At 61.1% G+C, this 24,529-nt stretch carries 26 protein-coding genes; 5 read left to right on the top strand and 21 right to left on the bottom strand.

Annotation, left to right across the window (positions count from 1 at the left end):
• Nucleotides 1-3: 3 nt before the first annotated feature.
• The 10 genes from pal to ruvC form a co-directional block, all read right to left on the bottom strand.
• Nucleotides 4-507 (bottom strand): peptidoglycan-associated lipoprotein Pal, encoded by a 504-nt coding sequence (pal, locus tag ACR1XU_RS08990; RefSeq protein ID WP_170613312.1) that lies wholly within the window; start codon nucleotides 505-507, stop codon nucleotides 4-6.
• Between the two features lie 88 nt (nucleotides 508-595).
• A complete protein-coding gene (gene tolB / locus ACR1XU_RS08985) occupies nucleotides 596-1,915 on the bottom strand; it encodes a Tol-Pal system beta propeller repeat protein TolB (protein ID WP_170613314.1) in 1,320 nt (439 codons plus the stop codon).
• Nucleotides 1,912-3,006, bottom strand: a complete 1,095-nt coding sequence (locus ACR1XU_RS08980) for an energy transducer TonB family protein (RefSeq protein ID WP_170807747.1) — start codon at nucleotides 3,004-3,006, stop codon at nucleotides 1,912-1,914. The genes tolB and ACR1XU_RS08980 overlap by 4 nt, the downstream gene beginning before the upstream one ends.
• Nucleotides 3,007-3,015: 9 nt before the next feature.
• Entirely contained in the window at nucleotides 3,016-3,492 is a 477-nt protein-coding gene (tolR, locus tag ACR1XU_RS08975) for a protein TolR (protein ID WP_170807746.1), read from the bottom strand.
• Nucleotide 3,493: 1 nt separating this feature from the next.
• Entirely contained in the window at nucleotides 3,494-4,189 is a 696-nt protein-coding gene (gene tolQ / locus ACR1XU_RS08970) for a protein TolQ (RefSeq protein ID WP_170807745.1), read from the bottom strand.
• Between the two features lie 105 nt (nucleotides 4,190-4,294).
• The gene (gene ybgC, locus ACR1XU_RS08965) at nucleotides 4,295-4,678 is read right to left on the bottom strand and encodes a tol-pal system-associated acyl-CoA thioesterase (protein WP_480812663.1); all 384 of its coding nucleotides are present in this window, start codon (nucleotides 4,676-4,678) and stop codon (nucleotides 4,295-4,297) included.
• Nucleotides 4,675-5,298 (bottom strand): hypothetical protein, encoded by a 624-nt coding sequence (locus ACR1XU_RS08960; RefSeq protein ID WP_480812662.1) that lies wholly within the window; start codon nucleotides 5,296-5,298, stop codon nucleotides 4,675-4,677. Before ACR1XU_RS08960 ends, ybgC begins: the two co-directional genes overlap by 4 nt.
• Before the next feature lie 63 nt (nucleotides 5,299-5,361).
• Nucleotides 5,362-6,381: a Holliday junction branch migration DNA helicase RuvB gene (ruvB, locus tag ACR1XU_RS08955; protein WP_480905726.1), complete on the bottom strand. Its 1,020-nt coding sequence runs from the start codon at nucleotides 6,379-6,381 to the stop codon at nucleotides 5,362-5,364.
• Nucleotides 6,382-6,385: 4 nt separating this feature from the next.
• The gene (gene ruvA, locus ACR1XU_RS08950) at nucleotides 6,386-7,063 is read right to left on the bottom strand and encodes a Holliday junction branch migration protein RuvA (protein ID WP_480905728.1); all 678 of its coding nucleotides are present in this window, start codon (nucleotides 7,061-7,063) and stop codon (nucleotides 6,386-6,388) included.
• Nucleotides 7,060-7,557 carry a crossover junction endodeoxyribonuclease RuvC gene (gene ruvC / locus ACR1XU_RS08945; protein ID WP_170613330.1) on the bottom strand — a complete coding sequence of 166 codons (498 nt, stop codon included), beginning with the start codon at nucleotides 7,555-7,557 and terminating at the stop codon, nucleotides 7,060-7,062. Before ruvC ends, ruvA begins: the two co-directional genes overlap by 4 nt.
• Nucleotides 7,558-7,890: 333 nt before the next feature.
• On the opposite strand from ruvC, the gene ACR1XU_RS08940 reads away from it, so the two are divergent.
• A complete protein-coding gene (locus tag ACR1XU_RS08940; RefSeq protein ID WP_170613332.1) occupies nucleotides 7,891-8,103 on the top strand; it encodes a DUF1127 domain-containing protein in 213 nt (70 codons plus the stop codon).
• A gap of 89 nt (nucleotides 8,104-8,192) precedes the next feature.
• On the opposite strand, the gene ACR1XU_RS08935 is transcribed toward ACR1XU_RS08940, so the two are convergent.
• From ACR1XU_RS08935 to ACR1XU_RS08920, 4 genes are all read right to left on the bottom strand, one after another.
• A complete protein-coding gene (locus ACR1XU_RS08935; protein ID WP_170613334.1) occupies nucleotides 8,193-8,537 on the bottom strand; it encodes a hypothetical protein in 345 nt (114 codons plus the stop codon).
• 103 nt (nucleotides 8,538-8,640) lie between these two features.
• Nucleotides 8,641-9,513: a 50S ribosomal protein L11 methyltransferase gene (locus ACR1XU_RS08930; RefSeq protein WP_480905731.1), complete on the bottom strand. Its 873-nt coding sequence runs from the start codon at nucleotides 9,511-9,513 to the stop codon at nucleotides 8,641-8,643.
• Between the two features lie 66 nt (nucleotides 9,514-9,579).
• The gene (locus tag ACR1XU_RS08925) at nucleotides 9,580-10,812 is read right to left on the bottom strand and encodes an MFS transporter (protein WP_170678188.1); all 1,233 of its coding nucleotides are present in this window, start codon (nucleotides 10,810-10,812) and stop codon (nucleotides 9,580-9,582) included.
• Nucleotides 10,813-10,892: 80 nt separating this feature from the next.
• Nucleotides 10,893-13,088, bottom strand: coding sequence for a primosomal protein N' (locus tag ACR1XU_RS08920; RefSeq protein WP_480905734.1), 2,196 nt, complete (start codon nucleotides 13,086-13,088; stop codon nucleotides 10,893-10,895).
• 88 nt (nucleotides 13,089-13,176) lie between these two features.
• Between ACR1XU_RS08920 and fsa the strand changes: the two genes are divergently transcribed.
• From fsa to ACR1XU_RS08900, 4 genes are all read left to right on the top strand, one after another.
• On the top strand, nucleotides 13,177-13,830 hold the full coding sequence (fsa, locus tag ACR1XU_RS08915) for a fructose-6-phosphate aldolase (RefSeq protein ID WP_480905737.1): 654 nt from the start codon (nucleotides 13,177-13,179) through the stop codon (nucleotides 13,828-13,830).
• Between the two features lie 194 nt (nucleotides 13,831-14,024).
• Nucleotides 14,025-14,732, top strand: a complete 708-nt coding sequence (locus ACR1XU_RS08910; RefSeq protein WP_480905740.1) for a DUF484 family protein — start codon at nucleotides 14,025-14,027, stop codon at nucleotides 14,730-14,732.
• Nucleotides 14,729-15,649, top strand: a complete 921-nt coding sequence (locus tag ACR1XU_RS08905; RefSeq protein WP_480905743.1) for a tyrosine recombinase XerC — start codon at nucleotides 14,729-14,731, stop codon at nucleotides 15,647-15,649. Before ACR1XU_RS08910 ends, ACR1XU_RS08905 begins: the two co-directional genes overlap by 4 nt.
• 87 nt (nucleotides 15,650-15,736) lie before the next feature.
• Entirely contained in the window at nucleotides 15,737-16,432 is a 696-nt protein-coding gene (locus ACR1XU_RS08900) for a CDP-alcohol phosphatidyltransferase family protein (protein WP_170807735.1), read from the top strand.
• 2 nt (nucleotides 16,433-16,434) lie between these two features.
• Here ACR1XU_RS08900 and ACR1XU_RS08895 read toward each other — a convergent pair whose 3' ends face one another.
• The 7 genes from ACR1XU_RS08895 to ACR1XU_RS08865 all read right to left on the bottom strand — a co-directional run bounded on the left by ACR1XU_RS08895 (nucleotide 16,435) and on the right by ACR1XU_RS08865 (nucleotide 24,449).
• Nucleotides 16,435-16,902 (bottom strand): hypothetical protein, encoded by a 468-nt coding sequence (locus ACR1XU_RS08895; protein ID WP_170613349.1) that lies wholly within the window; start codon nucleotides 16,900-16,902, stop codon nucleotides 16,435-16,437.
• A gap of 76 nt (nucleotides 16,903-16,978) precedes the next feature.
• On the bottom strand, nucleotides 16,979-17,437 hold the full coding sequence (locus tag ACR1XU_RS08890) for a methylated-DNA--[protein]-cysteine S-methyltransferase (protein ID WP_480905746.1): 459 nt from the start codon (nucleotides 17,435-17,437) through the stop codon (nucleotides 16,979-16,981).
• A 134-nt stretch (nucleotides 17,438-17,571) separates the two neighbouring features.
• Entirely contained in the window at nucleotides 17,572-20,580 is a 3,009-nt protein-coding gene (ileS, locus tag ACR1XU_RS08885) for an isoleucine--tRNA ligase (protein ID WP_480905749.1), read from the bottom strand.
• A 249-nt stretch (nucleotides 20,581-20,829) separates the two neighbouring features.
• Complete coding sequence (locus ACR1XU_RS08880) at nucleotides 20,830-21,540, bottom strand: VIT1/CCC1 transporter family protein (RefSeq protein WP_480905752.1); 711 nt, start codon at nucleotides 21,538-21,540, stop codon at nucleotides 20,830-20,832.
• Nucleotides 21,541-21,599: 59 nt separating this feature from the next.
• Nucleotides 21,600-22,589, bottom strand: coding sequence for a YcjF family protein (locus ACR1XU_RS08875; RefSeq protein ID WP_480905755.1), 990 nt, complete (start codon nucleotides 22,587-22,589; stop codon nucleotides 21,600-21,602).
• Nucleotides 22,582-23,037 carry an N-acetyltransferase family protein gene (locus ACR1XU_RS08870; RefSeq protein WP_480905758.1) on the bottom strand — a complete coding sequence of 152 codons (456 nt, stop codon included), beginning with the start codon at nucleotides 23,035-23,037 and terminating at the stop codon, nucleotides 22,582-22,584. Before ACR1XU_RS08870 ends, ACR1XU_RS08875 begins: the two co-directional genes overlap by 8 nt.
• Entirely contained in the window at nucleotides 23,034-24,449 is a 1,416-nt protein-coding gene (locus ACR1XU_RS08865) for a YcjX family GTP-binding protein (protein ID WP_480905902.1), read from the bottom strand. The genes ACR1XU_RS08870 and ACR1XU_RS08865 overlap by 4 nt, the downstream gene beginning before the upstream one ends.
• Nucleotides 24,450-24,529: the final 80 nt, after the last annotated feature.

Below are 24,529 nucleotides of genomic sequence, written 5' to 3'. Positions count from 1 at the left end.
ATCTTACCCCAGTGTTGAGCCGGTCAGCACCGTCACCGCGCGGCGGTTCTTGGAATAGCAATCCTCGGTGCTGCAAATCTCGATCGGGCGTTCCTTGCCATAGCTGACCGTGGTCAGACGGCTACCCGCAACCCCCCGCGAGATCAGATATTCACGCGCGGCGTTCGCCCGGCGCGCGCCCAGCGCAAGGTTGTATTCGCGTGTGCCCTGTTCGTCGGCGTGACCTTCGATCATCGCCACAAAATCCGGGTTTGCCATCAGCCAGTCGGCCTGCCCCTGCAGAACGGTCTGCGCCTGGGCGGTCAGGGTGGATTGGTCGACCTCGAACAGCACCCGGTCCCCGACCGTTTGCTGGAAATAGGCAGGCGAGCGTGGGTCGCTTGGCGATCCCGGCAGGATCGAACCGCTGCCGCCTGCGCCGCCGCCCAGTGCCGATGGATCATTGTTGGTACATGCCGCGATCACGCTCAGCGCGCCCAAGGCCAGGATTTTGCCCAATACGTTCATTTCAGGTGCCTCGTGGATTTGTTTGTTTATTGCCGTCTCTTTAGCACAGCCAGAGTTTCATGTGAACTTTGCCGATCCGCTGACCCGATCAATTCTGCAAAGGCCCCCAGGACGGGTCGCTGCCGCCATCCGGCGTGCGGACCGGGCGCAGGTTCCGGCCCGAAATATCCACCGAATACAGCGTCGCCCGTCCGCTTGCGCCCTGGGTCTCGCGGGTGAACATGATCACGCGACCATTGGGCGACCATGTGGGGCCTTCGTCCAGGAAGGACGAGGTCAGCAAGCGTTCTTCACTGCCGTCCGTACGCATGACACCGATGTGGAAACGGCCCTTGTTCTGCTTGGTGAAGGCGATCAGGTCACCACGCGGCGACCAGACCGGCGTGCCATACCGGCCCTGCCCGAAACTGATGCGTGTCGGCTCACCCCCGCCGGCGGGCATGATGTAGAGTTGCGGCGTGCCCGAGCGGTCGCTTTCGAACACGATCTGCGAACCGTCCGGCGAATAGCTGGGGGCGGTTTCGATTGCTGGCGTGTTCGTCAGGCGGACGCTTTGGCCCGACGCAAGGTCCATCTTCCAAAGGTCGGTATTACCGCCCTGAATCAGCGAATAGACGATCGAGCGCCCATCCGGCGAGAAGCGCGGCGAGAAACTCATTGTGCCGTCCTGCGTCTTGAGTTCACGCCGTTTGACCCGGCCCACGTCCAGAACGTAAATCCGGGGGCTGCCGCTTTCGTAACTTGTGTAAAGCAACTGCTCGCCGGTAGGGGAAAAGCGCGGGGCCAGAACGATGGCAGAGCTGTCGGTCAGATACTGAACATTGGCTCCGTCGTAATCCATGATCGCCAGCCGTTTCAGGCGCTGGTCCTTGGGGCCGCTTTCCGACACAAACGCAACCCGGCTGTCGAAATATCCGCCCTCGCCTGTCACCCGGCTATAGACCTGATCGGCCACTTTATGCGCCATGCGCCGCCAGCCATCCGTGGTGCCTGCAAACTGCAACCCGCTGCCCAGTTCCTGACCCGAGAATACATCCCAGACCCGGAAACGGACGGTCAGCTTTTTGCCTGACACATTGACCGCGCCCGTCACCAGCGCTTCGGCATTGATGGCCTTCCAGTCCGCAAACTGAAGCGGGGCCTCGAAGCTTGTAACCTGGCTGATGAACGCATCCGATGAGATTTCGCGAAACAGCCCGGTGCCGGTCAGATCCGCCGCAACAACGCGCGAGATGTCCTGCGCGTATTGCGCCGCGGTAGGACTGTCCGGTACGAAATTTGGAACGGCAAATGGCAAGGGTTCAATAATACCCTGATCCAGTTCCAGCCGCAGCGGCCCGCTTTGTGCAAAAACCGGCGCCGACAGAAGCGTCAGGCCAATAAAGAGGCTGGTCAGAAGTTTCATCATTTGATCCGCATCCTCTCGGGATTGAATGTAATCTCAATATCCTGCCACTGCGCGTATTTGTCAGCAGGCAGGTCGTATCCTTTGGCTCCGCAACGCAAAATAGCGCGCCGAGCGGCCTCGTAGGCCTGTTTTGCAGCCCCTGAAGAGCCGCCTGAGCTGTCGAGCAACTGCAAGCTGCCGCCAACAACCTTACCATCCGGGGTCAGAGAAAAGCCGACCACAACGACGGTCTGCAAGGCGTCCGTCGACAACGATCCGACATTCCAGCATTTCGATACCGCCAGCCGCATCGCGTCCTTTTCACCACTGGTCAGCGGTGGCCCCGATGGCGCGTCATCCTGTCCCAACGCATCGGCCAGCGCATCCTCGATGGCCTGCTGGTCACTTTGCGCCGGTTCTTCGGGGGCTTCCGGGGCTTCGGCCACCACGGGTTCGGCCGGAGGTTGCGGGCGGCTGGGACGCGTTCGGGGGCGCGGGGAAGTCTGGGGCGACAATTCCTGCGTCTCTTCCGCCTCGGTCACGATCTGATCCGTGGCTTCCTCGGGCGCGGTCTGATCCTGTTGCTCCTGCTGGGTCTCGGCCCCTTCATCCAGGGATACGGCGGGGGTTTCGATGTCATCCGGTTTTGCCTCAGGCGGCGGCGGGGCCACCGGCTCGGGCGCAACCTTGTCAGCGGAATTGGGCAGGGATTCCGGACCCGGCGTCGGCAACGCAGCGACTTCCGTATCAGGCTGGTCCAGCGTCGGGGGTTGTTCGATCACTTCCGGCTCGGGCGGGGCTTCCACCGGCTCGGGCAAAGGATCAGGCTCGGGCTCGGACGGGACAATCGGCTCGGGTTCTGGTTGTTCTTCGGGTGTCGGTTCAGGGGCGTTGGCCACTTCGGGCTCTTCAGGCGACTGCAAATCAGCGGGCGGCGACGGAACCTGGGGCGCGTCGCGTTGCGCGGTCATCGCAGCAAACTGTTCAGCCGTGACCACAGATACCTCCTGAACGGCCATAGGCAAAGGCTCGGACCGGAACGTGCCGCCAAATAGCGCCCATCCGATCAGACCTACGTGGGCAATCGCCGAGATCTTGGTGCCGGTATCCACCGCGCGGCCTCACTCTCCACCTTCGTCAAATGTCGGCCCGCCGGTATCGGTCACAAGGCCCACATTCGAAAACCCGCCGGCATTCAGCGCCCCCATCACCTGCATCACCTGCGCGTAGGGAATTGCGCCGTCCGCCCGCAGGAACACCCGGTCACTGGTACGCTCAACCGCAATGGCCCTGAGTTTTCCGATCAGATCGGCACGCGCGACGTCCGTGGTCTGGATCTGCACCCGCCCGTCCGCTGTCAGTGTGACGGTCAGCGGTTCCTCATTGTCACCCGGCAGGGCACTGGCCGCCGTCTTGGGCAGGTCCACGGGCACCCCCACGGTCAGCAGCGGGGCCGCCACCATGAAGATGATGAGCAGCACAAGCATGACATCTACAAATGGCGTCACGTTGATCTCAGCCATCGGCTGGGCGCGACCACGCCGCCGCCCCCGCCTGCGGCCGTTTCCGCCCGAGGGTTGCTGAACCGCCGCACCCATCTCAGCTGTCCAACTGCCGCGACAGGATGGTGGCGAATTCGTCGGCAAACGCTTCATACCCGCCAACGATCCGATCACTGTCCGCGCTGAGCTTGTTGTAGAAAATCACCGCCGGGATCGCGGCCAGCAGGCCCAGACCGGTGGCCAGAAGCGCTTCGGCAATACCGGGCGCAACAACGGCAAGGTTGGTGTTCTGCTGCTCGGCGATCTCGATAAAGGCGTTCATGATGCCCCATACGGTGCCGAACAAACCGATAAATGGCGCGGTCGAGCCGACCGTGGCCAATATGGGCAGACCTTTTTGCAGTGTTTCCGCCTCTTTTGCGATGGCCACATCCATCGACCGGTCAATCCGTGCCGTCGCGCCGGCAATCAAGCCGCCGTCATTTCGGTGTGACCTGCGCCACTCGATCATGCCGGCGGCGAATATCTTCTCGGAACTGCCGTCCGGTCGCGTCCCGATCTGTTCGAACAGCTCATCCAGCGGATTGCCGGACCAGAAGGATTCATCAAAAACCTGCGCTTCGCGTCGCGCTGCGCGGTAATTGATCAGTTTCTGAATGATGATCGCCCAGGACCAGAACGATGCGACGACCAGTATCAGCATCACCAGTTTGACGATAAATGTCGCGCGGGCAAACAGCCCCCACATGGAGAAGTCGATCTCCTGCGCCAGCGCCAGCGTTTCAGCTTCCATGAACCTGCTCTTTGTTTTGCCTGACAGCCATTTGGCCTTGTTTTGCCAAACGCTAACGCAGTTGGTATCGAAAAGCCAACAGAACCACCCCGGCTGAGTAAATTGTTACATCAATGCGCGAATCTCTGCCGGAAGACGGATCGGCCTGCCCTCGCTATTGATGCAAACGGCGGTCACGGTGGCGCGGAAAATCTCGGTTTCGCCGCGCCGGACAAGCTGCGCCATGGTCAGGCGCACTCCTGAAATCGAAACCATCTCGGTTTCGACGATCAGTTCATCATCAAACTTGGCCGGCGACAGATAATCCGCCTCGATCCGGCGCACGACCCAGACAATCCCCTGATCCCGCATCGCGTTCTGGTCATTGCCGAGGTTGCGCACCCAGTCCGACCGTGCCCGTTCAATAAAACGCAGGTAATTCGCATGATAGACAACACCGCCCATGTCGGTGTCTTCGTAATAGACCCGGATGGGAAAGACGTGCTTCATTGTGGCTGCTCCAGACGCGCAAACAATCGCAATGCGTGAGACGCATCCTGCGCCATTCCCGGCAAAACCGGATCATAGGCGGCCCGGATCAGCGCAGCGATTTCAGGGCGCAGAATTGTCGTTCCGCCAGCTACGGCCAGCGGAGACTGCGACCGGAACGCAGCATCGGACCACAACAAAACGGTCTGTACCACCTGCCCCAGCGCAAGCGTTTCGGCAGGAATTTTGGACAATTCGCCATCCATCTTCAAAAACACGAACGCCGCCCGGATGGTCCCGTCCTCCTCGAACCGGAATATACGGTACTGGTTGGCGTCCGCGTCCATCAGCCGCCCGACCAGAGGGGTCAGATCAGGGATCAGACGGTCCAGATCGGGCACCTCCAGCAATTCCTGCCAGTCGCGAAAAAAGAAGACCATGCAGTTCGCGCCCAGTTCCGGATCGGTCTCGGCCATCTTGTGGCCAGCTAGCGCGACAACCGCCTCGAACGCGCCCTTGATCACGGAAAGCGTATCATCTTCGACGCCAAAGACGATCGGCACGATCGGTCGCCCCCAACGCGCGAACAGGAACTCGCCGCTTTCACGCGTAAAAAGTGCTTCGATTTCTTCCGGTGTCACGGCCGACCCTTCATCTTTTCAAAAATACTCTCGCCGAAGGCATAAAACCCATGGCGCACCGCATCAACCAAACAGATCGCTCTGCCCCCGGGGCGCCGCCATTCCCAAATGGGTCCATGCCTTCTGCGCCAGCATCCGCCCACGCGGTGTGCGTTGTATCAGGCCCTGCTGCAACAAATAGGGCTCAATCACTTCTTCGAGCGAATCCCGGCTTTCTGACAGCGCTGCTGACAAGGTTTCGATTCCCACGGGGCCGCCCGCGAAATTCTCTGCGATCAGCTTCAGATAACGCCGGTCCGCGCCATCCAGCCCCAGGTTGTCCACACCCAGACGCGTCAGGGCACCATCGGCCAGATCGCGTGTAATCCGTCCATCGCCCTCGACAATGGCAAAATCGACCACGCGCCGCAGCAGCCGCCCGGCGATCCGCGGGGTTCCGCGCGAACGCCGGGCAATCTCGCGCGCGCCTTCATCATCAGCCGGAGCACCCAGCTTGCGCGCGTTACGGGTGACGATCTCGTGCAGTTCGTCGACCGTGTAGAACTGCAACCGCGTTGGAATACCAAACCGGTCGCGCAAAGGCGTGGTCAGAAGCCCCATGCGAGTCGTAGCGCCCACCAGAGTGAACGGCTGCAATTCGATCCGCACGGTGCGCGCCGCAGGGCCTTCACCGATCACCAGATCCAGCTCGAAATCCTCCATCGCCGGATACAGCACCTCTTCAACAGCCGGGTTCAGGCGGTGGATTTCGTCGATGAACAACACGTCCCGCGATTCCAGATTGGTCAGGATCGCCGCCAGATCGCCCGCCTTGGCCAGCACGGGACCCGAAGTCATGCGGAAATTCACCCCCAGCTCGCGCGCCATGATCTGCGCCAGCGTGGTTTTCCCAAGCCCCGGCGGGCCATGGAACAACGTGTGATCCATCGCCTCGCCTCGCTGGCGGGCTGACTGGATGAAGATGCGCAGATTGGCTCTTGCCTCGGCCTGACCGATAAATTCGTCCAGCCCCTGCGGACGCAGCGCACGGTCATTGTCTTCCGGCAACGGGTCAGGGCGCAGGGCGGGATCGGCGTCTACCATTCATTCACCCTTTCGGAGCAAGCAGTTTCAAAGCGGCCCGGATCAGCTCCGCCTCACCCGCGTCGGGCAGGTTGGCTGCGGCTTCGGCCACGGCCGATGCTGCCTCGGACGGTCCATACCCCAAGTTGGACAGGGCCGACAAAGCCCCTGCAGTAGCAGCAGCCGAACCCGAGACTGGCCTGACCGCCGGTTTGGCGACTGGTGCAGGTTCGGACGATTCGACCACTTCCAGTTCGGGACCGCTCATCGCCTCGGTCACCGTGCCGCCGATTGCCATCACGCCTGGTGCCTTGTCCTTGAGGTCCAGCACAATCCGCTGCGCCGTCTTCGGTCCGACGCCCTTGGCCGCCTTGACCGCACCCCAGTCACCCAACGCAATGGCTCGGCTGACCCCGTCCGGTCCCAGTGCGGACAGGATGGCTAGCGAGACCTTGGCCCCAACGCCCTGCACCGAACACAGCAGGCGATGCCATTCCTTTTCGACCAGCGACAGAAACCCGTAAAGCTGCATGAGGTCCTCGCGCACGACCATGTCGGTGTAGATCGAGACGCCCTCACCCACACCCGGTAGTGCCGCCATGGTCCGGTCCGAACAGTAGACGATATAGCCGACCCCGCGCACATCAATCAGCACGTGGTCTGCCGCGCGATAGTCCAGCCGCCCGGTGAGTTTTCCGATCATGCCCGCACCTCTTTCATCCGCGCCTGAGGCGCCGCGCCGTAATAGGAATGACAGATAGCAATCGCCAGCGCATCTGCCGCGTCCGCCCCTTTGGGCTGACACCCCGGCAGTTGCAGCTTGACCATATGCAGCACCTGCTCTTTTTCGGCGTGACCCACACCGACCACGGTTTTCTTGACCCGGTTGGGCGCGTATTCCCCGACCGTCAAACCGGCCTTCGCCAGCGTCAGCAACGCCACGCCGCGCGCCTGACCCAGCTTCAGCGTTCCGGCCCCGTCCTTGTTGACGAAAGTCTGCTCGATCGCGGCCTGATCCGGTCGATACTCGGCTATGACCTCGACGATCTGGTTGTGCAGGGACAAAAGGCGTTCACCCAGATCGTCCCCGTCCGACTTGCACAACCCGTTGGCGACATGGCTCAGACGGCTGCCATGCGATTCGATGATGCCCCATCCCAGGGTTCTCAGCCCCGGATCAATGCCTAGAATTCGCATGTTGTGCCTTTGGCCTGCTCGGGTTCGTGTGATTTTTTTATCAACTAGCACGAAGCAAGAACATTTTCCAAGCGAATTGACCCAAAGGCCAAAAACGACAGACCTGTCTCAACGGCGACAGATGGACCCTTTTTGCGACCCGAAATATCCTGTTTCCGCCACCTAACGAAAGGGAAATTCATCAATGATTTAAGGGATCTTAATGAAATTCGAGCTCTGCAGAAATTGCATAGGACACATGCAAATTCCGCTCTTGTGCCGGCGATATGACATCACTAGATGCCCGGCAGATCGCAAGATCAGACAGTAACACAAACCAGAAGGAAACAGGATATGGCTGCACTGGACACAACCCGCACCGCCACTGGCTCGTTCGGCCTCGTTGGCCGTATCGGCGAAACTTTCGCAGCGGTCGTCAACGCCGTTGTCGAATGGAATGACGCCCGCGTTACCCGCAACGCGCTGAGCGGTCTGACCGACCGTGAACTGGAAGATATCGGCCTGTGCCGCGGCGACATCGACGTCGTTGCCGAAGGCCGCCGCTAAGACGGCAAACGCCCACTCACAGCTTCTTTACGGAGCAAAAAAACACCGCGCAGCCAGAAGCAGCGCGGTGTTTTTTGATTCAGGCCAAGTCAGTAGAGGACTTTGTTAAGCTGAACCGAGAGAAACTCTGTCATCGGGTCCACCTGCATGATCCAGGCTCCTGCCTGCTCAACCGAGGTGCCCTGGCTTAGGGTGTCAATGCGGTGGTCATAACCGTTCGGACCAAGGCTGGACAGCAGAAACGCCTTGAAGGCAAAGAACCCGCAGATGCAGAACAGCAGAACCTTTGCAGGGATCGCCGATCTGACGCGTTGTGGTTTCATCACCACCAGACCATCCTTGCGCATCGTCGCACGATAGCCGTGGCTCATCTTGCTGTGCTTCTTGTTCAGGCGATTGACGCGCTGATCGAACTCCAGTTGTTTTACCGTCATGGCAGCCTCCTAAAACCGCCCCCCGCTGACTTGAATGACGGTAGAAACAGATTGCGACAAAAAAGAGGCAAAAAACCACAAAACTCCTGCAAATGGCCCTGAATTAGACCTGTTTGCTTAAGATCAGCGTCGTCCAGTCACCAATCTGGCCGCGATGATGGGTATTGAACCCATTTTGTAAATAAACGGAAACGACGTCATCGGCCTGTTCGTTCAGAATCCCTGACAGAATCGCGTAGCCTCCGGAGCGCAGATTCGCTGAAATTTCCGGTGCCAGAGCCACCAGCGGACCTTTCAGAATATTCGCAAAGATCAGGTCATAGGGCGCATGCGATTGCAGTTCGGGGTGATCGAAGCCCGCCGCCTCGACACAGAGCACCTGACCGGACATCCCGTTTGCCTTCAGGTTAGCCTCGGCCACGTCAACCGCGACCTGGTCAATATCGCTGGCCAGAAACTGCCCGTTCCAGACCCGCGCGGCGGCCATTGCCAGAACAGCGGTGCCACAGCCGATATCTGCCACTTTCGCCGCCGAGAACCCTTCGTCAAGCAACCGATCCAACGCCTTGAGGCATCCAAGGGTCGTGCCATGGTGCCCCGTGCCAAACGCCATCGCGGCCTCGATCAGCAGAGGAATACGACCTTCGGGCAGCTTGTCCGCATCATGGCTGCCATAGACAAAGAACCGCCCCGCCTCGACAGGTGCCAGTTCCCGGCGGACATGCGCGACCCAGTCGGTTTCGGGCAGTTCCGAAACGACAAAGGGCTTCGCCCCGAACGCAGCGGCCAGAACGGCCAGCGCGGTTTCATCGGGGGCTTCGGTGAAGTAACCGCCGACCTCCCACAGGCCCGAGTCGTCTTCGACCTCGAACACGCCCACACCGGTTGGTTCCGGGTCCAGACGCTCCATCGCTTCGCCCAGGCTTTCGGCGGCTTTCTTCCCGTTCAGTGTCGTGAGCGCAGTGAATGTGGGCATCGGGGCCTCCTGTCCAATCTCGCACTGCGCCTAGGGCCACCGGCCGCCAAGGTCAAGCGCTGGCGCCTATTCGGCGGGGGCGGGTGCGTATTTCGACAGGATGGTTTCGTTGCCCGGTTCCGGGTGACGCGGGATCAGCAGGGACAGACCCAGCGAGACCAGCGCCATGGCAGCAGCCAGCCCGAAAACGGCGCCGGGCGAGACAACCCACAAGAGACCCAGCAACGCAGGCAGGAACACGGCCGCGATATGGTTGATCGTGAAAGCCACCGCCGCCGTAGGCGCAATATCCGCCGGGTCGGCGATCTTCTGGAAATAGGTCTTCAGTGCCAGCGCGAGCGCGAACAGCACGTGGTCGATCACATAAAGGATTGCGGCCAACAGTACGCCCCAGCCAAACCAGTAGATGCCGCCATAGGCCGCGAACACGATCGCCAGGCCGGTATATTCAAAGATCAGCGTGCGGCGTTCGCCGAACATCGCCACCGCTTTGCCCAACATGGGCGCAGCGGTCATGTTGATCAGCAGGTTGATCAGATACAGCCCTGTCAGTTCGTGCACGTCAAAACCGAATTTCTCGACCATCATGAAGCCGGCAAAAACAATGAAGATCTGCCGCCGGGCCCCGGCCATGAATTGCAGCGCATAGTAGAGCCAATACCGGCGGCGGAGAATTATCTTCTTTGTCTGCGGCGTCGGCGCATCGAATTGCGGGTAAGCGACCAGGCACAACAAGCCGAGCAGCGCCGTCAGCCCCCCGGCCGCCATGAATACCGTGTTGTAGGACAGATCGAACCGGTCCCATGTCAGAACGATCAGGCCGTAGACCACCAGAGTCGAGGCAGACCCCATCGCCACCAGCCATCCCAGCACCTGCGGCGCGCGGTCTTTGGGCAACCATTGCAGTTGCAGCGACTGGTTTACCGTTTCGTAGTAGTGAAAGCCGATCGAACTGAACAGCGTCACAAACAACAACCCGCCAAGGCTGGGAAACCAAGCGGTGACGGCCGTTGCAACACCCAGCAGCATCAGCGAGATCATCGCCAGCACCTGTTCGCGAATGAACAGGATCACGGCAATCACGCCGACGGCCAGAAAGCCCGGAATTTCCCGCACCGTATGCAGCAGACCGATATCCGCACCGTCGAAATTCGCCACCTCGATGACAAAGTTGTTCAACAGCGCGCTCCACGCGTTGAACGCGATGGGCATGGTCAATGCCATCACGAAAAGGAGCGTGACCGGACGGCGCCAGAACGGAAGGCTCTGCGCCTCAGAAAGCGGCATGGGTTTCAGCATGGGACTCCCTCTACGCCCATTTGATCAGTTTGGCGAGAGGGAAGCGGCATGCGCACAGCAGGCCTGCGCAGATGCAGACGTCAGTAGAAGCTTTGCGGGTCGATATCCACGGAAAGTCGGATATCGCTTTTCAGGCGCAAAGGCGCGATCCAGCGCGCGATGGCGTCCTGAATGGGCGCACCCTTCGGTGCTTTGACCAGCAGCCGCACCCTGTGGCGGCCACGGATGCGGGCGATGGGCGCCGGGGCCGGACCAAACACCTGCGCGCCCACGTCACGCAGCGGCGCGTCATTGCGGGCCATGGCATTGCCGATGTCGAAAACCGGGCCGACCTCTGGGCCCGACAGAACAATTCCAGCCATGCGGCCATAAGGCGGCACGCCTGCCGCCTGCCGCCCGGCGGCCTCGGCCTTCCAGAAACCTTCTTCATCGCCGGACAGAATGGCGCGGATGACAGGATGTTCCGGTTGAAAGGTCTGCAACAGCGCCTGCCCGGGCTTGTCAGCCCGACCGGCTCGACCCGCAACCTGCCGCATCAACTGGAAGGTCCGCTCGGCAGCCCGCAGGTCTGCGCCATGCAGGCTGAGATCCGCGTCGATAACTCCGACCAGCGTCAGCTTTGGAAAGTTGTGCCCTTTGGCCACCAGCTGTGTCCCGATGATGAGATCCGCGTCGCCTTCGGCAATCTCTTCAATCTTGGCCTTCAGCGCCCGCGCCGAGCCGAACAGGTCGGAACTGAGCATCGCGATCTTCGCCTCGGGAAAGGTCGCTTCGGCCTCTTCCGCCAGCCGCTCGATTCCCGGCCCTACCGGGGCCAGCTTGCCTTCGGCCCCGCAGGACGGACAGGTCTCGGGCATCGGTTTGGTTTCGCCGCATTGGTGGCACATCAGGCGTTTCAAAAAGCGATGCTCGACCATCCGCGCGTCACAGTGATCACAGGCAATCTGTTCACCGCAAGCGCGGCAGAGCGTCACCGGCGCGTAGCCACGGCGGTTGATGAACAGCAGCGATTGCTCACCCTTCTCGATCCGCTGCCGCACGGCCTGCCGCAGGGACGGGGAAATCCACGTCCCTGCCTGCATCTGTTCGGCGCGCATGTCGATGGGCTTCATCTCGGGCAGGACTGCCGACCCGAACCGCGACGTCAGATCGAGACGCTCGTATTTCCCGGCCTCGGCGTTGGCCCAGCTTTCCAATGAGGGCGTGGCACTGGCCAGAATCACCCGCGCGCCACAGATGGCCGAGCGCAGGACCGCCATGTCGCGGGCGCTGTAATGCACGCCATCCTCTTGCTTGTAAGAGGTATCATGTTCCTCATCTACAACAACCAGGCCCAGATTGCGGAACGGCAGGAATAGCGCCGACCGGGCGCCGACCACCAGTTGCGCATCCCCCTGCCCGACCATCCGCCAGACCCGGCGGCGTTCGGTCATGGTCGCACCCGAGTGCCATTCGGCCGGCCGCGCGCCGAACCTTGCCTCGACCCGGGTCAGAAACTCGGCAGTCAGGGCAATCTCTGGAAGCAAGACCAGCGCCTGCCGCCCTTGCCGCAAAGTCTCGGCCACCGCTTCCAGATACACCTCGGTCTTGCCGGACCCGGTCACGCCCTTCAGCAACGTCGTGCCATAATTCCCCGTCCGCTGCCCCGCTTGCAGCCGCGCGACCGCCTCTGCCTGATCATCTGTCAGCTCCTTTCCCGGCAAATCCGGGTCCAGACGCGGATAGGGCAGATCTCGCGGGCTGTCCTCTTCCCGAACTGCGCCTTGCTTGACCAAGCCCTTGACGACCGAGGACGTCACCCCCGCCTGTTCAGCCAGCTCCTTCAGCGTAAAGGCCAGCCCGCCATAGTCGCGCAACACTTCCAGCACGCGGGTACGTGCATCCGTCATCCGGTCAGGTTGACCTTCGCCAAGGCGATATATCTTGCGCATAGACGGAGGATCACCCAGCCCCGGCGCGCGGGTCGCCAGACGCAGCATCGCGGGCATCGGCGTCAGCGTGTAATCGGCCACCCGCCCCAGAAACACGCGCATCTCCTCTCGCATCGGCGCAACCTCGAGCACACGTATGACCGACCGCGCCTTGGCAAGGTCAAAGCCCCCCTGCCCCGGCCCCCAGACGACGCCAAGAACCTTGCGCGGCCCCAATGGTACTTCAACAAACGCCCCCAGAAAGCACCCACCCTCGGGCGCCTTATAGTCCAACGTCCGGTCCAGCGGCTGCGTCGTCAGCACCGCAACCAGGTCTCCTTCGTCGAAAAATCCGTTAGCGCTCACGGCATATCCTTCGCAGGGGGTTCCAGCATGGGTCTCTTTGAGGTAAAGCCATCCGCAACCAAGGCCAACCCATCAAAGGACTGCCCTCATGAAATTCTTTGTAGACACCGCCGAGATCGATGCCATCGCCGAACTGAACGATCTGGGCATGGTGGACGGCGTAACCACCAACCCGTCGCTGATCCTGAAGTCGGGCCGCGACATTCTGGAAGTGACCAAGGAAATCTGCGATCTGGTCGACGGGCCTGTGTCTGCCGAAGTGGTCGCAACCGAAGCCGACGACATGATCGCCGAAGGCCGCAAGCTGGCCAAGATCGCCCCCAACATCGCTGTAAAAGTGCCGCTGACATGGGCTGGTCTGAAAACATGCAAAACGCTGACCGACGAAGGCCAGATGGTCAACGTGACTCTCTGCTTCTCCACCAACCAGGCCATTCTGGCAGCCAAGGCTGGTGCGACCTTCATCTCGCCCTTCATCGGACGTCTGGACGACATCAACCTCGATGGCATGGATCTGATCGCCGACATCCGTCAGGTTTATGACAATTACGGGTTCGAAACTGAAATTCTGGCCGCCTCGATCCGCACCGTGAACCATGTGACCGACAGCGCGCGCATCGGTGCCGACGTGATCACAGCACCGCCCGCCGTCATCAAGAAACTGGCCGATCACCCGCTGACCCACAAGGGTCTCGAGACCTTCCTGGCCGACTGGGCCAAGACCGGCCAGAAAATCCTCTGATCCATTGCACAACCGCGCGGCGCCGTCTGGCGCCGCGCCCGGCCCAACGGCCGAGGCCTGATCCCCGATCAAGCGCAGGCAGGCGGGAGCCCCCGCATCAGACCTGAGAAAACCCGTCAAAGCTGCATTTTTTCCAAGGCAATCGCGGCAAGCCATGTTATAGTCCGGCACAACAAAAAAAGACCGGACGGGATATGAGCAGTAACCCCAAACTCGAGGATAGCCTTCGCGCCGCGATTCTGGCTGAACCAGACGCCGTGCTGGATGACAAGGACCTGATGCAGGCCCTGGTGGCCGCGAACGAACAGGCGCGTGGCGAAAATGTCATCGACCTGCGCGGCATCGCCATGCAGCGGCTTGAGGCGCGGCTGGACCGGCTGGAAGACACCCACCGCTCGGTCATCGCGGCGGCTTACGAGAACCTTGCGGGCACAAATCAGGTACACCGCGCCATTCTGCGCCTGCTGGAGCCCGTCGAGTTCGAAGAATTCCTGCGCGCCCTGGGCAGTGACGTGGCCGATATTTTGCGCGTGGACCAGATCACTCTGGTTCTGGAAACCACAATCGAACAAAACGATCCCGCCATCGAAAAGCTGGGGGGCGTTCTGGCTGTGGTGGAGCCCGGCTTTGTCGACGCGTACCTCAACAGTGATCGCAGCAGATCCACGCGGGATGTCATTTTGCGCGAAACCCGGCAACACAGCCGCAGGATCTATGGTGCGCAGGCGGGGCATTTGCGGTCCGAAGCCTGCCTGCGGCTGAACCTGGGCACGGGTCGCCTGCCGGGCATGATCGTTATGGGCGCCCGGGATCCACGACATTTCACTCCACAACTGGGCACCGACCTTCTGACCTTTTTTGCCGGCGTATTTGAACGCTCCATGCGCCACTGGCTGTCGTGAGCCTGATTTCTCCGGCCTGCCGCGATGCGCTGCAGCACTGGCTTGACGGGCTTGCCGCGCTGGCCGGACGGTCGGAGAACACGCAATCCGCCTATCGCGGCGATGTCACCGACTTTTTGTCCTTCATGACCCTGCACCACAACGGGCAGCAGGGGCTGGCCACGCTTGAACGGATCACTGTATCGGACATGCGGGCCTGGATGGCGGATCAGCGCGGTAGCGGCGTGGGGGCGCGGTCGCTGGCACGCAAATTGTCGGCCGTCAAAAGCTTTTATCGCTGGCTGGCCGAGCGCGAAGGCTTTGAACCCACCGCCGTTCTGTCGACCCGCGCGCCCAAATACACCCAAAAACTGCCCCGTCCGCTTGCCGAAGATGCGGCGCGCGCGATGATTGATACGGTCGAACTGCAATCCAGCTCGGATTGGGTCGCGGCCCGGGACATGGCGGTGGTCACACTGCTTTACGGGTGCGGATTGCGGATATCCGAAGCCCTGTCCCTGACGGGCAGGGATGTGCCTCTGCCAGCAACACTGCGGATTCTGGGCAAGGGCGGGAAGGAGAGGATCGTGCCAGTTCTGCCAGTCGCCCGGCAGGCCGTGGAACGGTACACGTCGCTTTGTCCTCATTCCCTGTTGCCCTCGGAAGCGCTGTTTCGCGGTGTGCGGGGCGGACCGCTGAACCCACGCGCAATCCAGGGCGTCATGGCGAAGGCACGGATGCAGCTGGGCCTGCCTGCCACAGCCACCCCACATGCGCTCAGGCACAGCTTTGCCACACATCTTCTGTCGGCGGGTGGTGATCTGCGCGCAATTCAGGAGTTGCTGGGGCATGCGTCGCTTTCAACCACGCAGACCTACACGGCAGTCGACAGCGCGCGCCTGATGGAAGTCTACAACCGGGCTCATCCCAAAGCCTGAACCGGATCACCACAGCCATTCGCCGGCGTTTGGTCATTGGAGACTTTTTGCTTTGCATCTCGTGGCCGCATCGTCCATGACACCCCCATGACATTGAGATTCAAAGCCCTTAGCGTTCATCTGTTCACCGCCACCGGTGCCGTTTTCGCAATGCTGGCCATGCTGGCCGCCGTCGAAGAAAAATGGAGCCTGATGTATCTCTGGCTTGTGGTCTCGTTCATCGTGGACGGTATCGACGGCCCGCTTGCCCGCCACTACCACGTCAAGAAAAACGCGCCCGAGTTCGATGGCGTCCTGCTAGACCTGATAATCGACTACCTGACTTACGTGTTCATTCCCGCCTTTGCACTTTTCAAATCGGGGCTGATGGATGGCTGGACCGGCTGGTTCGCAATCATTGTCATCACATTTGCCAGCGCGATGTACTTTGCCGACACCCGAATGAAGACCAAGGACAACTCCTTTTCCGGCTTTCCCGGCTGCTGGAACATGTTCGTTATCGTGATCTTCGCGCTCGAACCGAATTTCTGGGTAATTCTGCTGCTGGTGACACTGCTATCGCTGGCAATGTTTCTGCCATTGAAATTCGTTCACCCGGTCCGGACCGAACGCTGGCGCAACCTGACTTTGCCAATGGCCCTGGCCTGGACGTTCTTTGCCGGATGGGCAGCCTGGGTCGATTTCCATCCCGAAAGCTGGGCGCACTGGGGGCTGGTCGTCACCAGCCTGTACCTGACCTTCGCGGGCATCGCTCAGCAGATGGTACCCGCGCGCGATAGCTGAAATTACAGGACCTCCTGCACTTCGAATTCGGTGCCATTATGGGTGAACACATCACCCTCCTGCAGGCCGGCCATGGCTAGGTAGATCGGGCTTTGCATGGAAATGCCCATGTAGGTGTTGCCGTCGACGTCAAACCGCGTCGTTGAAACACACACAACAAACCGCCGGTTGTTGAATTTGATCACCGCGCCGGGCTGCACCGTGTCGGTCAGGCTGAAATCAGTGTTTTCGATCACGTCGATCTTGGCATGATGGGCATGGACCGGCGCGTCGAAAGCTGCCGCCAGATCTGCATTCTCGCGCGAGGCAGCGATGTCGTCCTTGTCATGTCCTTCACGGTCATCCAGCTGCGAATCTTTCAGAAACGCATCATAATGCGCCTGCGCCGTGGCAAGCTCCTGCGCTTCAAGCGACATCAGCCGGTCGATAATTGCCTTCTTGCGGGCTGCAAGGTCTGCTTCAGTGGTCATTCAATGCGGTCCTTCAAATTCAGTATCGAATATAAGTTGGGCCGCAATCCGGGCGATTGCAACAGGTTTCCACTGTTCAGATAAGCAGGCTGGCGGCTCCTTCATGGCGCAACAGGGCAACCTTGGTCTCGACACCCCCGCACCCGGAAAACCCGACCATCCTTCCATTTGCCCCCAAAACGCGGTGGCACGGGATGATCACCGGGATCGGATTGCCGCCACAGCCGCGCCCCACCGCCTGCGCCGAATAGCCCAGCTCCTCTGCCAACTGGCCATAAGTCCGGGTCTCACCCAGCGGGATCGCGAACATTGCGTCGCAGACCCGGCGCTGAAACTCTGATCCCTTTATACGATAGGGCAGATCGAACCTTTGCAGGCGTTTCTGGTCGTAGGCCCGCATCTGCGCCGCCGCCTCGCGGAGCAACGGCGTATCAGGGGCATCGTCGGACCCGTCCCAAATCAGCCCCGTGATTGCCTCGTCTTCCTCGACGATGCCAAGGCGTCCAAACCGTGTGTCTACCGCAATCGTTCCCATTCGGTCATGCTGACAGACAGGTCACAGCCACCGCAACCCGAATCCAGACAATTCGCCCGTCTTTTGTTCAAAATACCTTTCGGAGAAAGGCAGAGCCTCACTAAAGGCCCTGCCCCATATCCGCCGGTAACGGATCAGCCCAGCGCTTCGTCGCAGCGCCCGCAGACGTCGTCATGCGCGTGGCGGCCCACGTCAGGCAGGATCTTCCAGCACCGCTGGCACTTCGCGCCTTCCGCTTTTTCGAACACCACACCGACGCCTTCAATCTCAGGCACGCGAAACGCCTCGGCCGGGGCCGGATCGCCGGTCACCGACAGGCCAGAGGTGATGCACATGTCATCCACATCAAACGTTGCCAGTAGATCGCGCGTTTCGGAGTCTTCGATATACACGATCGGCGCCGCCTCCAGGCTGGAGCCGATGACCTTGTCCTGGCGCTGCACTTCCAGCGCAGCGGTCACGGCACGGCGCACCCGGCGGATCTTGGCCATGGCTGTCTCAAGCTCGGCGTTGCGCCAGTCGGCAGGCGTCTCGGGGAAGTCCACCAGATGGACCGAACTGTCGTCGCCCGGGAACCGTTCCAGCCAGACTTCCTCCATGGTGAAGACCAGGACCGGCGCCAGCCAGGTGGTCAGGCGGTGGAACAGGGTATCCAGCACGGTGCGCGCGGACCGGCGGCGCAGCGTGTCGCCATCGCAATACAGCGCATCCTTGCGAATATCGAAATAGAACGATGACAGATCGACGGTCGCAAAGGTGAAGACGGCACTGAACACGCCCTGGAAGTCGAACGCGGCGTAACCTTTGCGCACTTGGCTATCCAGATCGGCCAGACGGCTGAGGACCCAGCGTTCCAGTCTCGGCATATCCTCGGGCGCGACGCGATCTGCCTCGGAGAAGTCAGCCAGCGAACCCAACATGAACCGCATGGTATTGCGCAGGCGGCGATAGCTGTCGGCGGTGCCTTTCAGGATCTCCGGCCCGATCCGCTGGTCGGCGGTATAGTCGGTCTGAGCCACCCACAGACGCAGGATGTCGGCGCCGTATTGCTTGATGACCTCTTCCGGCACGATGGTGTTGCCCAGCGATTTGGACATCTTGTTGCCCTTGGCATCCAGCGTGAAGCCATGGGTCACAACGTTGCGATAAGGCGCCCGGCCTTTGGTGCCGCAGGCCTGCAGCATGGAAGAATGAAACCACCCGCGGTGCTGGTCGGTCCCTTCCATGTAGACGTCTGCAATGCCGTCTTCGGTGCCGTCCTCGCGATCACGCAGAACGAAAGCGTGGGTCGAGCCCGAGTCGAACCACACGTCCAGCACGTCGAACACCTGATCGTAGTCATCGGGGTTGGCGATGCCGTTCAGGATCTTCTCTTTGAAGCCCTCGGTGTACCAGACGTCCGCGCCATCTGCCTCGAACGCCGCTTTGATACGCGCATTCAGGTCTGCGTTGCGCAGCAAGTAATCCGCGTCGGTGGGCACAGCGCCTTTCTTGGTGAAGCAGGTCAGCGGCACGCCCCAGGCGCGCTGGCGGGACAGAACCCAGTCCGGGCGCGCTTCGATCATCGAATACAGGCGGTTGCGGCCGGTCTGCGGGGTCCACTTCACCAGTTCGTCGATTGAGCGCAGGGCCCGTTCGCGGATGGTGTCGCCCATCTCGCCCATGCCGTCATCCAGCTTGCGGTCGACCGAGGCGAACCACTGCGGCGTGTTGCGATAGATGATCGGAGCTTTTGAGCGCCACGAATGCGGATAGCTGTGCTTGATCTTGCCACGCGCCAGCAGGCCGCCGACCTCGACCAGCTTGTCGATCACGGCCTTGTTCGCGTCACCCTCACCGCCCTTGCGGGACAGGATGAATTTGCCTCCAAAGAACGGCAGGTCAGCGCGGAATGAGCCATCGTCCATCACGTTGTAGGTGATGACCTGTTCCAGCATCCCCAGATCGCGGTACAGCTCGAATTCTTCCATCCCGTGCGAAGGCGCACAGTGGACGAAACCGGTACCTTCAGTATCGGTCACAAACTCAGCAGCGCGGAAGTCGCGGATGTCGTCCCATTCACCATTGCTACCCTCGGCGCCGGCCAGCGGGTGGGTCAGTTGCACGCCTTCCAGCATAGACGCCGGCACGTCAGCCACGCGTTCCCATTGGTCGTCATTCAGGCGAGCACGACCCAGTACGTCAGCGGCCAGATTGTCTGCAAGCAAAAATTTGTCGCCGACGTTGGCCCAGCATTCGTCAGGAGTTCCCGTGACTTCGTACAATCCATAGGAGATGTCCTTTCCGAAAACGACCGCCTTGTTCGATGGCATTGTCCAGGGCGTGGTCGTCCAAATCACGACATAGGCATCGTGAAGCTTGGTCATTAACTGACGCTGAGTCTCGGCGCGGGCATGTAGGTCGGCTTGAGAGGCTTCTTCATTGTCTAGGAATGCATCAAGTTCTGGCGGCGTTGGTTCGATTTCAGCAACCTTAAACTTCACCCAGATGGTGAAGCTTTCCTTGTCGTGATATTCGACCTCAGCCTCGGCCAGCGCAGTTTTCTCGATGGGCGACCACATCACGGGTTTGGAGCCCTGATAGAGCGTGCCGTTCATCAGGAACTTCATGAACTCATCCGCGATCACAGCCTCGGCATGATAGTCCATGGTGATATAGGGATCGGGCCAGTTGCCTGTGATGCCAAGGCGCTTGAACTCTTCGCGCTGGACGTCGATCCAGCCCTCGGCAAACTTGCGGCATTCCTGACGGAAGTCGACGATGTTCACCTCATCCTTGTTTTTGCCCTTCTTGCGGTACTGTTCCTCGATCTTCCATTCGATGGGCAGGCCGTGACAGTCCCAGCCGGGCACGTAACGCGCGTCGAAACCCATCATCTGATGGGATCGCACGATCATGTCCTTGATGGTTTTGTTCAGCGCGTGACCGATATGCAGGTGGCCGTTCGCGTAAGGAGGGCCATCATGCAGCGTAAAGGGCGTGCGGCCCTCTTTTTCACGCAAGCGGTCATAGACGCCGATGGTTTCCCACCGCTCCAGCCATGCGGGCTCGCGCTTGGGCAGGCCGGCGCGCATAGGGAAGTCGGTTTTGGGCAGGTTTAGCGTGTCTTTGTAATCAGGTGTCTGGATCGTGTCGGCGCACATTTGGGGCGTCCCTTGGATGATCTGGTCTTACTAGGATCGAAGCGTTCGGTGCGAAGTCTCAAACACCTTTGCCCGGCGTCTCAGAGGGTCAGAGCGCCGGGGATATAATTCGAATAATGATGGCCAGACGGTCATGCATGGCAGGCTTATAAGACGCCTTCCCGCAATGGTCCAGAGGTTCTGCCGCCCGGGGTGAAGAGCGGCGAGCGTGTCATTTTCAACACCAATTCCACACGGCCAAACAGGTCATCAGGGGTGAAACAGGGACCCAACAAGGTAGGCAATCAACGCCGCCGTTCCGCCGATCAACAAGGTCTCAATCCCCGACCGCCACCAAGGGGCCAGCGACCAACGGCTTTTCATCGCACCGATGGCGAAGAAAACCGCAAGGGTCAGTGAAACCGAGACCGCAAAGGCATTCTGGACGGACACCAGGAACGGAACCAGCGGAACCATCCCGGCCACCAGAAACGCGAGGAACGTCGCCATTGCAGCCTTGAGCGGATGAGGCTCGACACTGCCCAGACCGTATTCGCCTTCGATCATCAGGTTGATCCAGTTTTCCCGATTATCGGTGATGGCATCCGTCGCCTCGTTCAGAACGCGGCCCGAAAGTCCTTTCTGAGCCAGAATCTCACGCACTTCGCCGCGCTCGCCTTCGGGATAAAGGTCGATATGGCGTTCCTCGACCGCGCGAATGCGGCGGATATTGTCCAGTTCGGCCTTGGTGCCCGAATAGTTCCCCGCCGCCATCGAAAACCCGTCGGCCAGCACGTTCGCAAGGCCAAGCGCCACGATGACAAAGGGCGACAGACCCGCCCCGGCGACACCGGACACGATGGCAAAGGTCGTGACCGACCCGTCCAGCCCGCCATAGACAAGATCCCGCAGGACGCCGCGACCGGGCGGGGCATTGATCCGGGCGGAAATCTCTTTCTGGCTGTGACCGTGGTCGATCATGGCTGGCCCTCCGTCGCCATTAGCTTGGCGGAAGGATAGCACTATGGCCTTGCGTCAGATCAATCTTTCGAGAACAGGCCGCTCAGCGCACGGCGGATCATGCCGCGGGTCGACGGCTTGTGCCGTTTGGAAAAAGGCAACGGACGGCAGACTTCCATCGCGGCCACGCCAACACGGGCGCTCAGCGCGCCGTTTACCAGACCCTCACCAAAACGGCGGGACAGTTTGCTGAGGACTGAGCCGCCCAGGACCGGCTCCAGCAGATCATCACCCACAGCGACGGCGCCCGTGGCGACCAGATGCACAAAGACGGCCCGCGTCAAACGCCATCCGCCAAAAAAACCGGCGCGGCCTCCGTAGATTTCGGCAATGCGCCGGATCATCCGCAGGGACGCCAGCATCGCCGTTGCGACATCCGCCAGCGCCAGCGGTACAAGCGCGGTCACGGTGGCCACCTGCCTGGCCGCGGCTTCGACCTCACGGCTGGCGGCAGCGTCGAGCGGGGCAAGCAATTCGTCCTCGGCAAGGGACAGCAGACCGCTGGCATCGAATTGCTCACTCATGCGCTCGGCCAGCCTGTCGCGGCCCCATCTCGTGTCTTCGCGGCCCTTGTAGAACGCGACCAGCCGGTTCGTGACCGCCCGCGCCTGCGCCAGATCAGCCTCGGCCAGCGCGGCATCGGCGGCGCGGCGCATTCCATCCACGCGCGACAATCGTCCAATAGCTGCCAGTTCACGGATCACGATGATCAGCGTCACCAGTACAAGCGCCGCAATCAGCCCGGTGACGATCCACCCCAAAACAGGCGAACGCGCCACCAGCGACGTTGCAAAATCCCACGCTGCAATCGAAACCGCCGCGCCCACAACGGCCAGCGCCAGCCCCCAGAACCACCGGGACAGGGTAGAAGGCTTTCGGGCCGCAAGCCGGGCCGCGGCCTGCATTGCCTGACCTTGCGGCTGCGCAACATCGGGAACGGGTGGCGCCTGTGCTACGTCGGCAGCGGGTTCATCCGCTTCCAGATCAATCAGAACCGGGCCTTTAGCCATTGTTGCCGCCCTCCGCATTCCAGACAAACCTGATATCCGGCAGGTTTTCATCGTTGTCCGATCCGTCGCCGCGCGCGACCTCGACAAATCCGTGACGCGCATAAAACCTGCGCGCGGGCCCGTTTGCCTCGAACGCGTACAGCGACAGCTGAGATCGTTCGGTTTTGGCTCGGTCCAGCAATTTCCGCCCAATCCCCTGCCCCCGCGCCGCAGCGGCGAGATAGAGGGAATGAACCTCGTCACCATGACGCGCCAGAAACCCCACGACGCCCTTGTCCGTCTCGGCCACAGTGACCCAACCCTGATCGATCATCCTGCCGCAAAACGCGATGGTTTCAGCGCAGGAATGCAGCTCGGGCATCCAGTCGTTTTCGCGCGCGAATCCATGCAGGATTTCACCGGTCGTGCCGGCATCCGTACTGCGGGCGGGGCGGAGTTTTACGGTCACAGGCGGTCTCCGATCAAAAACTGGGCGGCCCGGTCCAGCCGGATGTGCGGCGGCCCGTCCCCGGGGCGAAGGGTCAGATGCGCCGGGGCAAATGTCATGAAACCGAAATCATCGTTCAGCCAGTTCTCAGCCCCGTCGCGGGCCGGGCCCAGCAGATGAGCGGGATCTGACGGCAGATCCCCGGCATAAAAGGCAGCCTGGTTCCCGGTATCCAACAGAGTGCCACGCACGCAGGGCAGTTCCGACCCGTTGTGATTGCGCATTTCTTCCGTCGTGGCACGCAGCGACGCCAGCGACAGGGCGGCGGTCTCGGCTCCGGCGAATTTGGCCCTGTTCTGCGCTTCGCGCGTCAGCGCCTCCATGATCGCGGTCAGGCGTGGGTGTTGCAAGTGGTGCAGATGATCGGCCTTGGTGGCAGCAAAGAGAATACGCTCGACCCGTTTGCCCAGCAGCAGCTGGCTGAGCCACGCATTTCGGCCGGGACGGAAAGCCGACAGGATATCTGCCATCGCGCGGCGCATGTCCTCGACCGCCTTCGGGCCCTTGTGAATTGCGCCCAGCGCGTCGACCAACACAACCTGCCGGTCGATGCGCGAGAAATGATCACGGAAGAACGGTTTGACCACCTGCGACTTGTACGCCTCGAACCGCCGTTCCATCTCGCGGTGCAGCGAGCGCCTGCGCGACGGGCCGTCAACCGGCAACGGCGCAAAGGTCAGAACCGGTGATCCGGCCAGGTCGCCCGGCAACAGGAACCGCCCCGGTGTGCAGTCGTAATACCCGCTGTCCCGCGCCCTGTTCAGATAATCCGTGAACGCCGCCGACAGTGCCTGAGCCGTCGGCTCATAGTGGTTCTCAGTGTGATCGGTTGCCCCGATCTGTGACAGGAAAACCGCTGCTTCGGACCGGTCTTCGATGCGAGTCAGCGTGTCCTGCGACCATTCCGCATAGGATTTCTCCAACAGGGCCAGATCCAGCAGCCATTCCCCCGGATAGTCCACGATATCAAGATGAACGGTGCGCGGTCCCTGCAACCCGGCCAGCAAACCGGCGGCGCGCGCCTTGAATGACAGGCGCAGTTCGGACACCGCGCGCGTGCTCTCGGGCCAGTGCGGCGCGGGGCCGGTCAGGTCGGACAGATGAGATTCAAAGTCGAACCGGGGCACCGTGTCATCAGGCTGTGGTTGCAGATAGGCGGCGTTGATCCGCCCCTCCTGCTGGGCGACAAGCCCCGTCATGCGGCCCCGATCCAGAAGATTGGCCACAAGCGAGGTGATAAACACCGTTTTGCCGGACCGCGCCAGCCCGGTGACGCCCAGACGTATGACAGGCTCGAACAGGGTTTCAGACACGCGGTCGCCCACGGATTCGACACCGCGAACAAGACTGTCTGCCAGTGATGAGATGACCAATCCGCCGCCCCGCATGGTTGTTTTGCTCAAGATAGGTAGCAAGCCCCGAGGTTGCCAGAGCTTTTCCCAATCCGGCTCTT

The organism is Ruegeria sp. D1(2025), assembly GCF_056536425.1.
Note: the sequence above shows the minus strand (reverse complement) of the source record. Positions and strands in the feature narration are given on the sequence as shown.